This window comes from Dyadobacter crusticola DSM 16708 (assembly GCF_000701505.1).
Classification (GTDB): Bacteria; Bacteroidota; Bacteroidia; order Cytophagales; family Spirosomataceae; genus Dyadobacter; species Dyadobacter crusticola.
In genome coordinates, this window is the sequence record NZ_JNJB01000004.1 from 395,386 (window position 1) to 410,381 (window position 14,996).

General features: G+C 47.4%; 12 protein-coding genes. 11 read left to right on the forward strand and 1 reads right to left on the reverse strand.

All coding sequences use genetic code 11. The features are described 5' to 3' along the window. Nucleotides 1–31 precede the first annotated feature (31 nt). The 10 genes from Q369_RS29450 to Q369_RS0105275 all read left to right on the forward strand — a co-directional run bounded on the left by Q369_RS29450 (nucleotide 32) and on the right by Q369_RS0105275 (nucleotide 13,410). Entirely contained in the window at nucleotides 32–946 is a 915-nt protein-coding gene (locus Q369_RS29450; protein ID WP_031526757.1) for a lysophospholipid acyltransferase family protein, read from the forward strand. Beyond that, nucleotides 939–1,952, forward strand: a complete 1,014-nt coding sequence (locus Q369_RS0105235; RefSeq protein ID WP_051663925.1) for a glycosyltransferase family 9 protein — start codon at nucleotides 939–941, stop codon at nucleotides 1,950–1,952. Before Q369_RS29450 ends, Q369_RS0105235 begins: the two co-directional genes overlap by 8 nt. A gap of 44 nt (nucleotides 1,953–1,996) precedes the next feature. After that, the gene (locus tag Q369_RS0105240; protein ID WP_031526759.1) at nucleotides 1,997–2,893 is read left to right on the forward strand and encodes a carbon-nitrogen hydrolase; all 897 of its coding nucleotides are present in this window, start codon (nucleotides 1,997–1,999) and stop codon (nucleotides 2,891–2,893) included. Nucleotides 2,894–3,651: 758 nt separating this feature from the next. After that, nucleotides 3,652–6,810, forward strand: a complete 3,159-nt coding sequence (locus Q369_RS0105245) for a SusC/RagA family TonB-linked outer membrane protein (RefSeq protein ID WP_031526760.1) — start codon at nucleotides 3,652–3,654, stop codon at nucleotides 6,808–6,810. A gap of 33 nt (nucleotides 6,811–6,843) precedes the next feature. Next, on the forward strand, nucleotides 6,844–8,322 hold the full coding sequence (locus Q369_RS0105250) for a SusD/RagB family nutrient-binding outer membrane lipoprotein (protein ID WP_031526761.1): 1,479 nt from the start codon (nucleotides 6,844–6,846) through the stop codon (nucleotides 8,320–8,322). 39 nt (nucleotides 8,323–8,361) lie between these two features. Beyond that, entirely contained in the window at nucleotides 8,362–8,934 is a 573-nt protein-coding gene (locus tag Q369_RS0105255; RefSeq protein WP_031526762.1) for a hypothetical protein, read from the forward strand. A gap of 123 nt (nucleotides 8,935–9,057) precedes the next feature. After that, nucleotides 9,058–10,248: a pyridoxal phosphate-dependent aminotransferase gene (locus tag Q369_RS0105260; protein ID WP_031526763.1), complete on the forward strand. Its 1,191-nt coding sequence runs from the start codon at nucleotides 9,058–9,060 to the stop codon at nucleotides 10,246–10,248. A 293-nt stretch (nucleotides 10,249–10,541) separates the two neighbouring features. After that, complete coding sequence (locus Q369_RS0105265; protein ID WP_031526764.1) at nucleotides 10,542–11,636, forward strand: AEC family transporter; 1,095 nt, start codon at nucleotides 10,542–10,544, stop codon at nucleotides 11,634–11,636. After that, nucleotides 11,633–12,214: a Hint domain-containing protein gene (locus tag Q369_RS0105270; RefSeq protein WP_084165649.1), complete on the forward strand. Its 582-nt coding sequence runs from the start codon at nucleotides 11,633–11,635 to the stop codon at nucleotides 12,212–12,214. The genes Q369_RS0105265 and Q369_RS0105270 overlap by 4 nt, the downstream gene beginning before the upstream one ends. A gap of 137 nt (nucleotides 12,215–12,351) precedes the next feature. After that, nucleotides 12,352–13,410 (forward strand): agmatine deiminase family protein, encoded by a 1,059-nt coding sequence (locus Q369_RS0105275; RefSeq protein WP_031526766.1) that lies wholly within the window; start codon nucleotides 12,352–12,354, stop codon nucleotides 13,408–13,410. A 192-nt stretch (nucleotides 13,411–13,602) separates the two neighbouring features. Here the strand turns inward: Q369_RS0105275 and Q369_RS0105280 are convergent, their stop codons facing one another. After that, nucleotides 13,603–14,409, reverse strand: coding sequence for a glycoside hydrolase family 25 protein (locus tag Q369_RS0105280; protein ID WP_031526767.1), 807 nt, complete (start codon nucleotides 14,407–14,409; stop codon nucleotides 13,603–13,605). Nucleotides 14,410–14,568: 159 nt separating this feature from the next. Here Q369_RS0105280 and Q369_RS0105285 point away from each other — a divergent pair, with 159 nt between their 5' ends. Continuing rightward, nucleotides 14,569–14,946: a T9SS type A sorting domain-containing protein gene (locus Q369_RS0105285; RefSeq protein WP_031526768.1), complete on the forward strand. Its 378-nt coding sequence runs from the start codon at nucleotides 14,569–14,571 to the stop codon at nucleotides 14,944–14,946. The last annotated feature ends 50 nt before the right edge of the window (nucleotides 14,947–14,996 follow it).

A 14,996-nucleotide genomic window follows, 5' to 3' on the forward strand; every position in this document is an offset into this window, starting at 1 on the left:
CAGAATTGCTTTCTTTGCAAAGAATTAGGTAATGAGGACATTTTCTACCAGACTTTTACTGGTGCTTCTTACAGCGATTTCGAAGCTCTCCTGGAAGAGGTTATACAAGCTTTCTGATATATTTCGGTATTTGATATTCAATGTGGGACGATACCGGAGAAATGTAATTTTCAGTAATTTAAAGAATAGCTTCCCTACTTACAGCAATGAGCAAGTACAGGGAATTGCTAAACAATACTATAAGAACTTTACGGATATCATTTTTGAAACAGTAAAAATGATATCCATTTCCAAGGAGGACCTGCTTCAAAGGTTTGACCTTGAAATGCCGATCCTGGACCATTATTATGAAAGAGGGCAAAATGTGGTGGTGATGGCAGGTCACCTGGGCAACTGGGAAATGCTGAACCTGTTTGCCTCCGCCAAATTATCCTATCAAATCATCGTCGTTTATCACGAGCTTGCGAATGATGTATTTGATGATTGGTTCCGGAGTTTCCGTACCCGCTTTGGCACTGAAATGGTTCCTATGAAAGACGCGATCAGCAAAGCACTTGAACCGCGTGACAAACCGTTCCTCTTTGTGCTGATCAACGACCAGTCGCCGGTTCCGGAAAAAGCTTACTGGACAAAATTCCTGCACCAGGATACCGGCTTTTTCAGAGGAGGCGAACTGATCGCCCGCAGGCTGAATGCGCCGGTACTGTATATGGGAATTTCCAAAAGCAGAACGAAAAGGGGCTTTTACAGAGCCAGCTTCAAACTGATCACCGAAACGCCGAGGCTGGAACCGACCAATGCAATTCTGCAAAGTCAGATCGAGCATTTGGAAGAAGATATTATTGCGCAGCCGGACAACTGGTTGTGGAGCCACCGCCGCTGGAAGCACTGCCGGCCGGCTAACCTTTTACCATCTCAAATCCAACAGGAAATCAAAGTTGAATAAACCTGTCAAATTTCTCATTATCCGCTTTTCCTCCATTGGTGACATCGTTCTGACCACCCCGGTGATCAGGTGCCTTAAACAACAGCATCCGAACGCAGAAATCCATTTCGTGGTAAAAAAGAAATTCAGGCAGGTCGTGGAACATAATCCTTACATTGACCACCTGCATTTGTTGGATAACAATCTGGATGAGCTCGTTAAAACCTTCAAAAACGAACATTTCGATTACATCATTGATCTGCACAAAACGCTGCGCTCTTACCTGCTCCGCTTCAAGCTCCGCCGCCCTACCCTGACGTTCCGGAAGCTGTCTGTCGAGAAGCTGATTATGAACCGTTTCAAGATCGATCTGCTGCCGAAAGGAGTTCACATTGTGGAGAGAAATCTGAAAGCGGTCGCGCCGCTGGGGATCAAAAACGATAACCGGCCGGTAGATTATTTTATTTCTCCGGAAGAAGAAGTGCCGCTTTCCAGTTTGCCGCTCACACACCAGGCAGGCTATATCGCATTTGTGATCGGCGGGCAGCATTTCACGAAAAGAATGCCGCCTGAGAAAATCATCCGGATTTGTAAAGAGATCAATAAACCCATCGTTTTGCTGGGTGGCCCGGAAGACGCTGACGTAGCGAAGCTTGTGGTCGGATCCTGTGACGAAAAAGTGCTGGATACCTGCGGCAAATACAGCCTCAACCAATCCGTGTCGCTATTGAAATCGGCAGGATCTGTCATTGCGCACGACACCGGACTAATGCACATTGCCGGTGCCTTCAACAAACCCATTGTATCGGTTTGGGGAGGTACTTCGCCGGATCATTTCGGTGTGTGGCCATACCTGAATACAGCTCAGGTTATCGCGGAAGTGAAGGAGTTGTCGTGTCATCCATGCAGCAATTTCGGATTGCCAGCCTGCCCCAGAAAGCACTTCAAATGCATGTGGGACCAGGACGAGCACCTTATTGCCGGAAGTGCGGTGAAAATGTTTGATGAAACAAGTTTGGGCAAATAAGTGTTGGAAGTCACAGGTAATTATCAGTTGAATATCGAGATATAATGAATAAAAAAGTCAATATAGGTCTTGTACAAATGAGCTGCTCCGCCGACCCGGAGGCCAATTTTCAGAAAGCGGTTGAAAAGATTCGCGAAGTAGCTGCCAATGGCGCGCAAATCGTTTGTTTACAGGAGCTGTTCCGTTCACTGTACTTTTGTGACGTAGAAGATCACAACAACTTTTCTCTGGCGGAGTCCATTCCAGGTCCGTCCACCGACGCGCTTAGCGCGCTTGCAGGAGAGCTGGGAGTGGTTATCATTGCTTCTCTTTTTGAAAAAAGGGCGCATGGACTTTACCATAACACCACAGCTGTACTCGACGCAGATGGAAAGTACCTGGGCAAGTACCGGAAGATGCACATTCCCGATGATCCGGGCTATTATGAGAAATTCTATTTTACGCCTGGTGACGCGCCGGTCACCGAAACCGACACCGACGGCTACCGGATTTTCGAAACAAAATTCGCGAGAATAGGTGTGCTGATCTGCTGGGACCAGTGGTATCCCGAAGCAGCGCGCATTACAAGCCTGATGGGCGCGGAGATCCTATTTTATCCAACTGCCATCGGCTGGGATACGAACGAAACTGATCCTGCCACCAATGAAGAACAGTACGGCGCCTGGCAGACTATCCAGCGCGGCCACGCCGTTGCAAATGGGGTTTATGTGGTATCTGTAAACCGTGTAGGCCGCGAGGCAGACCAGCAGTTCTGGGGTGGTTCATTCATTGCAAATCCGCACGGCAAACTGATCTACCTGGCGCCTCATGAAGAGGAAGTCACGCACGTACAGGAACTTGACCTTCAAAAACTGGATCACTACCGTACCACCTGGCCGTTTCTGCGCGACCGGAGAGTCGACTCTTACCGGCCCATTCTGAAACGGTACATTGACGCTTAATATATAACTATTCTGAGTTCAACAAAAATAAGGCTTCTATCCGGAGCCTTATTTTTTTGTGCCGGCAGAAAAGCTCGCGTAAAATCGGTATCTGGGAAAAAGTAACTCCTTGTGACAAGCCAAATTTCGTCACAATACCTATAAACGTCTATCAAATAGCTATTTACATTGAGTTATATACGCAAACAGCCTATTAAATCACTAGATTTTCGAGGAAAGCAGGTTTATTAGAATTTTTTATGGATTTATTACAATAACATTTTATAAAGGTTTTGACCTACCAACTTTTATTGCAAAAAACTCCATATTATTAATTTAATCTCTTGCATCTTTTCACATTGTCAGTATATTTGAGAAGTCATTAAACGAATGACTGAACTTCTAAGCCGAGGGCATATTCGAGCCGCACATGAATATGTCTGACTGTTGAGAGAAGAGCATACCAGGAACGGAAAGGATCATTCATGATCTTTTCAGGGATGTTCTCAGCCAACGTAATATAATTTTTTTAATACGAGTTTCCCTAACAACGTGGACAGGCACACTGCCAGGACCAGCGCTATGCGCTATCCTCGCCATTCATCCTGCCTGTCCTCGATTAAAGAGGGTATTGCTTTCCGGAAAAGCAGTGTTGCAAGCTTATGGCTGTGTTGTTCTGTCCACGCGAAAGTGTGTGCGGCGCACGGCAGTGTGGACACCACACAGCCATAACTTTTTCTGCTACTGAACACCAACTCACCATTTAACCTAACACTCCTATGCGTAAAGCTCTACTCTTGTTATTATGGGTATGCCTTTGCTCTCCGCTCGCTTTCGCCCAGGTCAGGCAAGTCAGTGGAAAGATTACGGCAGCCGAAGATGGTCTCGGACTCGCAGGGGCTTCTGTCATTTATAAGGGCACCAATGTAGGTACCAATGCAGATGCAGATGGAAAATTCTCGTTTTCCGTACCTGGCGATGGAACGCTCGTTATCTCCTACGTGGGATTCCTGATCCAGGAGCTGCCAATCGGCAATCAGACCCAATTCGACATAAAGCTGGAATCCGACACCCGACAATTGTCTGAGGTGGTTGTAACCGCATTTGGTATCGAGCGCGAGAAAAAGGCGCTGGGATATACAGTACAGGAAGTAAAAGGAAGCGCATTGACCGAGGCGCGGTCAACGAACGTAGCGAATGCATTATCGGGTAAAATCGCCGGTGTGCGCGTTCAATCCAATGGAGGCCCGGGCAGCAGCTCCACGATCCAGATTCGCGGGTCTTCCTCTGTTTCAGGCAATAACCAGCCGTTGATCGTTATTGATGGTGTGCCAATGGAGCAAACTGCGAACAAAACGCTTGGCGGTGGAATTTCGGAGGTTAACCCGGATAACATCAAAGAAATGTCTGTTTTAAAAGGGCCCAATGCAGCTGCATTGTATGGTTCACGCGCGGCGAACGGGGTTATTCTGATTACAACAAAAAACGGTCAGGGCACAAAAGGATTGGGTGTTGAAGTAAATTCAAACATTACGTTTGAGCGCCCCTGGATCAAACCTGATTTCCAAAATACATATGGCGGAGGAAGCGGTTACCGCACCTGGTATAACGATGGATGGAGTTCCTCCATCACCGATCCTGCGCAAATCGCACAATACAGGGCTGTTTATGATGCAAGATATCCGCTCGCGGGTTCAGCGGGAACTGATGAAAGCTGGGGAGCACCTATGGATGGCCGGATGGTAAGACAGTGGTGGACTGGTGACGATGTTGCACCACTGACTCCCCAGCCTAACAACTGGGAAGAATACTGGCAGACCGGCCGCACGATCACAAACAGTGTGGCGCTTTCCGGAGGAAACGACAAAGGCTTTTTCCGCCTTGGATTAAGCCGCGTGGATCAGAAAGGAATTATGTATTATAATGATTTCCACAGAAACAACTTCCGCATTAACTCGGGTTACAACCTGACCAAAAACATCAGCGTTACATTATCAGGTGAGTATATCAAATCCGGCTCAGACAACCGCAGCTATGCAGGCGGACAGGAATTTATCTGGTCTCACCGCTCAGTTTCATGGGATCAGCTCCGCAACTACGAGCAATATACAGACGTGCACAACCAGAAAGCAGGCGACACAGATCCGCCAAACTGGCAGCATACATTCTTCACAAATCCATATTTCTCACAAAAAATGCTGCCTTCCGGCAACGAGAAAGACCGCCTTTTAGGAAATATTGCTTTGAACTATAAAATACTGCCCTCGCTGTCGCTGATGCTTCGCTCAGGAACAGATTACTGGTCGGACACACGGATCAATGTAACCAACTTCCTCCGCGTTCGCAATGGTACCCGGACGCCCGGACGCTTCAACGAGGAAGTTTTGCGCAGCCAGGAGACAAACACGGATTTCATGCTAACCTACAATAAGAACATTACCAACGATTTTGGTTTGAATGTCCAGTTCGGTGGAATCCAGCGCAAGAATTATTACAAGAGAAATTATTTCGCGGTGGGTGAAATGGTTGTAGATGGCTTGTACAATGCAGGAAACTCTGTACCAAGCGCCAACACCATTGAAAGCAAGATTGAAAAATCTGAAACGCAAAGCTTGTTTGGAACCGCCAACTTTTCATGGAAAGATGCATTGTTCCTTGATTTAACTGCTAGAAACGATTGGTCTAGCACATTGCCTTCCAATGCACGGTCATACTTCTACCCTTCTGCTTCTGTGAGTGCGGTAATTACTGAATTGCTGGATATAAAAAGCAATGTGTTGTCATTTGGAAAAATCCGCGCGAGTTACGCACAGGTTGGAAATGATGCTACGCCTTATCAGTTGGCTCAAACATTCACAGCGAGTGGTTCATGGAACGGATCTGTACCGAAGTTTAGTGAGAACATTCAAATCGCAAACTCTGAACTAAAGCCGGAAATCACAACCGGACTTGAATTAGGCGCTGACCTGCGTTTCTTCAAAGGGAAAGTTGGCCTGGATGTGACTTACTACGACCAAACCACAAAAGACCAGATCCTGGGTGTTGAAATTTCGAAAGCAAGTGGTTATAACACAAGAATCCTGAATGCCGGAAAGATCACTAACAAAGGTGTTGAGGTTACATTATCGGGAACGCCGGTAAAATTGTCGAATGGATTCAGCTGGGAAGTGTCGTTGAACTATGCCCGCAACCGCAACAAAGTGGTTGAGCTTGCCGAAGGATTAACCACTTACACACTGGCAACGCAACGCGGGATGACCTCAGAAGCACGTGTAGGCGAATCTTACGGAACGTTCTACGGCGTAGGCTTCCAGAAATCACCAGACGGACAAATTGTTTACGGAGCCAACGGCTTACCCGTGACCGTTTCAAATCAGAAACTGGGTAATGTGCAGCCTGACTGGATCGGCGGTATGCTTAACACATTCAACTATAAAGGTTTCTCACTAAGTGCATTGGTTGATGTGCGCATCGGCGGCGACATTTATGACGAAGGAACCGGAACAGCGCGCTGGACAGGTCAGTATGCAGAAACAGCATTGGGACGTGAGGAAGGTGTGATCGGAAGAGGTGTTCGTGAAGTGACAGGAGCAGACGGCTCTAAATCTTACGTTCCGAATGACATCATTGTTACTGCAAACCAGCTCTATGGTTACAGCAACCCACGTAACTACCACGAATCGGCGATTTTCGATGCCAGCTATGTAAAGCTTCGCGAGGTTTCATTGGGTTACAGCATCAGTCCTTCATTCCTGAAAAAAATCAAGATTCAATCGGCGAAGTTTTCAGTTGTAGGACGTAATGTGTGGATGATCTTTAAAAACACGCCGCATATCGATCCTGAAATTGATGCAAAAGGCGGAAACGGGCAAGGTTTCGGCTACGGCGAGCTTCCTAGCTCACGCAGCATAGGTATGAACCTGTCATTGTCATTCTGATATCCAGTTTACTGACCTTAAAGAAACTTGAAAATGAGAAATATACTGAATCATAAAACCATTTGGATGACGGCATTGGCAGGGATTCTGACTGCATCGAGCTGCACCAAAGACTTTGATGAAATGAATGTAAGTCCGAACAGCCCGACCGCTATCGGACCGCAATATCTGCTTCCTACCGGCATTGAAACCGCTGTAGACCGCTACTGGGGACACCGTACGCGTTTTGAGCGCATTAACATTGATGCCGCTGAATTGTATGTGCAGCATTTCACCCGTAATATTTATTCCAATGAAGGCGACGACTACACGGTATCACCTGCACTGGTTGCCAACAACTGGAAGGGCTTTTACAATGATTCTCAGCTCAATTTTCAGCGCATTATTGCAATAAGCGGTGAAGGTTCTGCTACGCCAAACTCCAACTATGAAGGCATTGCGCTGGTGATGCGGACGTGGGTTTTCTCCTTACTGACAGACCTTTACGGAGCCATCCCATATACCGACGCAATCAAAGGAACAGCTGAGACGCCCATTTACACCCCTAAATACGACCCTATGGAAGTCGTTTATGCCGGAATGCTGAACGATTTGAAAATGGCGAATGAAAAGTTGATCGTGGGCGGACCTGCCGTCGCGGGTGACATCCTGTATTCTGGTGATATCATGAAATGGAAGAAATTCGCCAACTCGCTACGCCTGCGCCTTGCAAACCGCCAGGCGGCCAAGAAACCTGCCGAGTCGAAAGCGATTATGACAGAAATTATTTCCGACCCGACCAAATTCCCGATTTTCACAAGCAATGCAGACAACGCGCAATTGAAATGCACAACCGTTTTGCCGAGCAATAACGAATGGAATCAGGTGATGAAACAAGACGGACGGACGGACTGGAACATCAGTAAAACGCTGGCCGACAAAATGAATTCCCTGGACGACGCTCGCATTACGGTGTATGCCAATCCAAACAAAGACGGCAAATACGAAGGCCACCCCAATGGCTTGCCTGATGCGATCGCAACCACCTACCTGGCTACAAGCTCAACAATAGGAAATTACTTTACTGCTGCCGAAGCACCGGAAGTGATCATGACCTTTGCTGAACTAAACTTCATCTTAGCCGAGGCAGCATTGGACGGCGATATTACCGGCGACGCCAAAACTTATTTTGACAAGGGCGTAGCAGCATCTTTCGCACAATACGGCCTGACACCTTCTGCATCTTTCCTAACCAAATTGGGCACTGTAACAAGGGAAAAGGTTTTGGAACAAAAATGGGTCGCATTGTTCGGCCAGGGCGTAGAAGCCTGGGCAGAATGGCGCAGAACGGGATTCCCGGTTTTCCCTGCACCAGATCCGCGCGCGGTTTTGCAAAACGGCGGCATCCTGCCAACGCGTTTCCCCTACCCTAACTCGGAATATTCGCTGAACGCAGAAGCTGTGAAAGCGGGCGAAGGCTTAAATGGGGGGCCAAACGACATGAAAACAAAGCTGTGGTGGGCCGAAAAGTAAGGCGGTTATCATTTCCAAATCATTTCAAGAATCGAGATTATGAAACATAGCAAAACATACATTTTCGCGCTTTGCGTGGCTTTGACGCTGTCACTGGGACTAACGTCCTGCAAAGAAGAAGATCCATTCCTGGACCGCGATGTAGCGCCGGTACTTGTGGACATTGTGGGTGCACCTTTTGGCGCGCCGCTTGCAAGTACCCCGTCGGTAGCTTACGACAGCTCCATGCAGGAACTGGTACTGACATCCCGCCTGCTCGAACTTGACAAGACGAACATTCTCGACCATACCAAAGGAATAGACTCCATTCCGGTACCAAACATTGCGATCAAAGTCTCTTTCGACGTGACCAAAACAGTAAAGCCGGGCAAACTTGACTTCAAAGGGGTTACTTACAATTTCACCGCCGAAACATTCAAAACCGCGGGCATTCTGGGCGAGGTTACATCTGACGCGAATGGAGTGGTGACATTGAAGACCACCTACAAAGCTCTGGGACTTACCGGGAACAGGATTCAGCGAAAAGATGATATCATTAAGCTGAGCTGGACAGGTACTCACAAGGGAATTGCATTTACCCGAACTTCACAAATGGCTATAACAAAGAATTAACTGCAATATTCAAATCAGACGCGGATTTAATCTGTAAGATTTGAGTTTCACAGATCTATTCAGTTGAATTTTTCCTAAATTACAATATACTTATCGTCACGTATTCTACTAAACTGTTGAACAATGAACAACAAAATGGACCGTCGGAATCTACTTAAATCCGGTTTAATGGCAATCGGAGGTATGACCCTGGCTCCGCATCTGAGCATGGGAGCTTTTGCTAACTCACCGTTGTCTCTGGATCCGGAAAACCGCATTTACCGAAGCCCAATGGTAAGAGAACACTTTTTACCAGATGATTTTAAAGCACCGAAGATCATAGCGAAACTGAATGCAAACGAGAACCCGTACGGACCACCAATGTCTGCTCAAAAGGCAGTAGCGGATTCTGTAAAAAACGGTAACCGTTATGCATGGAAAGAAATGTACGATCTGATCGATAAGATAGCCAAGAAAGAAGGTGTACCTGCCGACCACATTATGATGGGACCAGGCTCGTCGGATTTGTTGGAAAAAGTGGCGCTGGTAACATTTATGAATGGAAAAGGCAATATCGTTTCTGCTGATCCCTGCTATATGTCGCTGGTACAGGTAGCCAAATCAGTAGGCGCTACCTGGAAGCCGGTACCTTGTACGGCAGACTGGTCACACGACCTGAAAGCAATGGAAGCGGCGATCGACAGCGAAACCAAGCTGGTGTACGTTTGCAACCCGAACAACCCGACCGGCGCAATCACAAAAGGTCAGGATTTGCTTGACTTCTGCTCGCGCGTGTCCGAGAAAGTGCCTGTTTTTGTGGATGAAGCTTACATTGAGCTGGCAGTTGGCGCAGACACCCAGAGCATGGTATCCCTGCTTACGCAAAAGAAAAACGTAATCGTGGCGCGTACTTTCTCCAAAATCATGGGAATGGCAGGTATTCGCGTAGGTTATATGGTGGCGCGTCCATCTTATCTGGAAAGCATTAACAAAATCACCCGCGGCGGAATGGGAATTTCTTACACCTCGATTTTCGCAGCTTCTGCCAGCCTTGACGATAAAGATTTCCAGGGCAACACCCGTAAACTGAACCACGAAGCGAAATTGTACCTCTACGAAAACCTGGATAAAATGGGATACAAATACATTCCTTCCTTCACGAACTTCGTATTGTTCCCCGTGAGCATTCCCGGCAAGGAACTATTGACCAAACTAAATGCAAAAGGCGTAGCAGTCCGCGCATTCGATATCCAGAACAAACCCTGGTGCCGCGTAAGTCTCGGTACAATGGACGAAATGAAAGCGTTTGTCGGGGCGCTGGGACAGTTGAGCTAAACTTCGACCGCCCGGCGGCCCGGTCCGCTCAGTTTGACAAAGCTCCACTCAGTGTGACATTACCTAGCCTTTGTCACACTGAGCGCAGTCGAAGTGCTTTTTGCGAAGTGCATTCTTCGTAGCACCTTCGACTGTGCTCAGGCTGACAATCTACAGTTGACAATCTTGTCATGCTGAGCGGACCAGGTCGCCGGGCGGTCGAAGCACACTCTTATTACTATAAAAATCACCGAAAGCAACTACCCTCTTTAATCTCGTTACTCCCTACTTTACCATTCAAATTCTGCTAGATTATGAGTGATGCATTGCAAAAAACCATTACACTCTTATTGCTGATTGGACTTGGCCTGCTCCTGAAAAGTAAGTTCAAAAACAAGGACCAGACCAATGGGATCAAAGAAATTATTCTCTCGGTTGCATTGCCATCCACGATCTTTATCTCGCTGATGAAGATTGACATAGACTCTTCCATGATCATCATTCCATTGGTGACATTGGTTTTCAATTTCCTGATGTTCTTCTCAGCGCCGCTGGCTTTCGCACTTTTTGGCATTGATAAAAACAGTCCGACCGGCCGGACATTGATGATGCTGATCCCGTCACTCGCCCCCGGCCTCTCCTGCTTTCCTTTTATTGCAGAATTTTTGGGTGAAAAAAGCCTGGCGATCGCCGCGCTTGCAGATGTAGGAAACAAATTCTTCGTGCTGATTTCGCTTTACATTCTGGCGATGAATATGTTTTTGAAAAACAGCGATGATAAGGAAACAAAAATGGGCGGCAAACTGAAAAGCCTGTTCGCCAGCATGTTCCAGGAACCGATCAATCTGCTTATTTTCCTGGCTATCCTTTTGCTTAGTCTCGGTATCAATTACAATACCCTACCCTCCCTGATCACCGATCTTTTTGACAAAACCAGTGCAATGATGACGCCCCTCGTGCTGTTGTTTATAGGACTTGCTGTTCAGTTAAAAGAAGGAAAAAAACGGATTGTGGCAAGCATCCTGTTCTTCCGCGCCGGCATCACGATGCTGATCAGCGCAGGAATGATTTATGTGCTTAATATCAACGACTATGCGATGATATTGCTTGCGATCGTGATCCCTTTGAGTGCGGCAAGCTTCTGGCCGCTGGCGCATATTTCCGCATTCAACCTGAAAGAAGATGCCAAAGGTTTACCGAAGGAAAAACGCACATTCGACCTTGAACTCGCTGTATTGCTGCTTGCTTTTTCACTTCCATTTTCCACGATCCTGATCCTTGCAATCCTTTCGTCGGGCACATTCTTTACCCATAACACCACGCTCATTTCTGCCGGATTAATCCTAATCGGTCTGGGCGCAATTCCCAATGCGGTGAGTAAGGTTTTTGTTAAAGTTTCAAAAGCATGAAGCGTATCCTTAGCATTTCATTCCTTTTGTTTGCGTCGGCTCATCTCTTTGCCCAAACAACAAACCAGCGCATTCAATCAGAAGAGACCATCAAGGTTGCCAAGAAGAAGAAACGTTACCAGTACTTTTCAGGCAGCGCGCCGGTGACCATGGCGGACGGAAGTGTAAAACCGATCGCTGATGTAAAAATCGGGGAGCACGTAAAAACCTGCAAAGACGGAAGGAGCATGACTACCCAGGTGAAGCAGATCAACGTATTCACCGAACCTTACTCCGCACTGACCGCCATTTACCTTCGCCCTGCAAATGAGCCCGGGCACATTGACCAGAAACTAGTGCCCGCCCTGCTGCTGGAAGCCACGCCCGATCACCGTGTGCAAACCAAACACGGCAAAAAACGGATGCGTAAATTATCAAAAAACGACATTCTTTATCATTACGAGCCCGCTACCGATCTTGTCTCATCCTGGAAGGTCGGCGCAGTAAAGGAGAATGCCCGTAAAGTGAACAAAGCCTATCACCTGGAAACCGTCGACGGGACTTACCTTGTGGAAAATGTGATGGTAGCGAATAATTGAGAGCTGTTGGCCGTTAGCTATTAGCTGTTAGCCTTTCAACTTTTCACTAATCGCTGAAAGCTAACAGCTCTTTACTTCTTGCCATAACCCCAAACCTTTCCGACCTTTGCGGTTCAATTAAATTCAATCGCATTACCGTGTCAGAGCTAAGTACTTCGTCGAACCCGAAAGAATCAGGTTTTATTTTCCCTGCCGAGTGGCACCCGCACCGGGCTACCTGGCTTACATTCCCACACAATGAGGCTTCGTGGCAAGGCGGCAAGCTCGAACAAATGCGCCCGCAGTACCTTGCATTCATCAAGGCGATCAGTGCAGGTGAAAATGTAGGGATTATCGCGAATGATGAAAAACTGAAATCCTTCATTACTGCCGAGCTCGAACGTACTGGCGTGGATTTGACCAAAATTGAGTTCATTATAAAGCCTACCAACGACGCCTGGTGCCGCGATCACGGCCCTTCTTTTGTGATCAATCCCGAGACAAAGCAAAAAATGATCGTGGATTGGGGCCACAATGCATGGGGAGGCAAGTATCCGCCTTACGACGACGATAACAGAACCCCGGCGGCAGTTGCGCAGTACCTCAACTTACCACTTGTCAACCCCGGCATTATCATGGAAGGCGGTGCAGTGGAATTCAATGGAGCCGGCAGTGTGCTGACCAGCCGCTCCTGCCAGTTGAATACCAACCGAAATCCGCATTTAAGCCAGACAGAGATAGAGCAAAAACTTTGTGATTACTACGGAGTGGAGCAAGTTCTTTGGGTAGAAGGCGGCATTGTAGGCGACGATACCGACGGCCACATTGATGACACCACGCGTTTTATCAATGAGGATACCGTAGTCGCCTGCGTAGAACCGAATAGCCGCGACGAGAACTTCGGAATCCTGCAAACCAACCTGGATATGCTCAAAAACATGCGCCTGGTAAATGGAAAGCAGCTAAATATTATCGAGCTCCCCATGCCCAAAGCAGTTGTCATCGACGGCTTCCGCACACCGGGTTCTTATGCCAATTTCCTGATCTGCAATGCAGGTGTGATCGTACCGGTTTTCAACAACCCAAATGACCAGGTCGCCATTGATATCCTGGAAAAAGCATTTGCAGGAAGAAAAATCATACCGCTTGAAGCAACAGAAATTATCTGGGGACAGGGAAGCTTCCATTGCCTCAGCCAGCAGGAGCCATTGATCTGAGGTTTTGGCGCTTTTCTCCTTTAGCCCCAAACCCTTAAAGGGGCTTACTTTGTTTTTGTTCCAAAACCTAAAAAGGCTTATTGGTCGCTTTGGAAGTGGCTTATCCCACGCCCCTTGAAGGGCTTACTTTGCTGCATTGTAAAAGAAGTTTTATTAGTCCGGTGAAAACCAAAAAGTCCCCTCGTAGGGGATTTAGGGGTAATCCCCCAGCGCCGCCCAGTCGTCGCCTTCGTGCAGGAATACATTGTAATCTACAAAACCCCTGATCCCGTCGGCCCAGCCTTTTTCGCTGTGCTGCCAGAACAGTACCTGTGCGTCGCGTGAGAGGTCATTGATATCATTGCGTGAGTAGCCTGCCAGCCAGAGCGGGTAATCGTCGAAATTGCCTGCAATGTATTTTTTGTAAAAATGCTCATTGACGTAAATAATCGGACGCACGCCATAATGCGCTTCGATCTGCGTCAGCCAGTTTTTTACGCCCATTATAATGATATCGTCGGGCCGGCCGGCGTGGGCTTCCAGATCGAGCACCGGCGGCAGATCACCGGGTTCCATGCGGACTTGTCCGATGAAGTTCTGTACCTGCCGGTCGGACATTACCCGGGGATTGTAAAAATGGTAAGCGCCCCGCTTCATCCCTACCCGCTTTGCTTCTGTCCAGTTGCGTTTAAACTGTTTGTCCAGATGCGTGGCGCCTTCTGTTGCTTTGATATACACAAAATCTATCCCCACATTGCCCGACCGGGTTGCTTTGAGCTTGTCCCAATTGATTTTTGCATTGTGGTGCGATACGTCAATCCCGTGGATCGCGTAGCGCATTGGCAGCCTGATACCGAACTTGCTGACAAACTCCCATTGGTTTTCGTCCTTGCTGTAGCGCCACCAGATAATGCCGATGATCAGTAAAGCCACTCCGGCAATGATCGCCCAACCTTTCGGCGGGAGTGGTTTAATGTAATTTGTTTTACTGCCCGCAGACTTTACTTTCCTTTTTGCCATACCATGCAAAAATACGAAAGTTCAGTATTACCCGCTCCCGACCATTCATTTTCGCCAGTAACCATTCATGTACTTTGTAATACATAGTACCTGTTGTCACCTATCTTTGTTATGTCCATCAGGGATAAATAAATGAAGAACCTTAAACATCTGTTAGCCATGAAAAACTTACTTAAATCAATCGCCTTCGCAGTAGCTTTCACTGTAGTATTCGTTTCCAATACTTTTGCCGACGACAAAGAAACCAAGAAAGCAGCTTTCGGAACCGGCATCTTTGCTTCCAAATCCGGAAAGATCCATATCAACCTCGACAAATACACAGACCATCATGCAGTTGTGCTTGTGACTGATGCAAGAGGTACCGTCATTTACCGGGAAGTAGTTGGGAAAGAAGTTTCCAAATTCAGAAAAGCATTGAATTTGCAGGAATTGCCAAGCGGAGAGTACACCATTGAAGTTAGTGGAAAAGACGGAAAAGTGACCCGCCGCTTTGAGTTATCGGAACAATCAACGGAACGCTCGCTTGCTATCAAATGAAGATCAACCTTAAAGAAATAGCCCGGTGCAAATCAATGCGCCGGGCTATT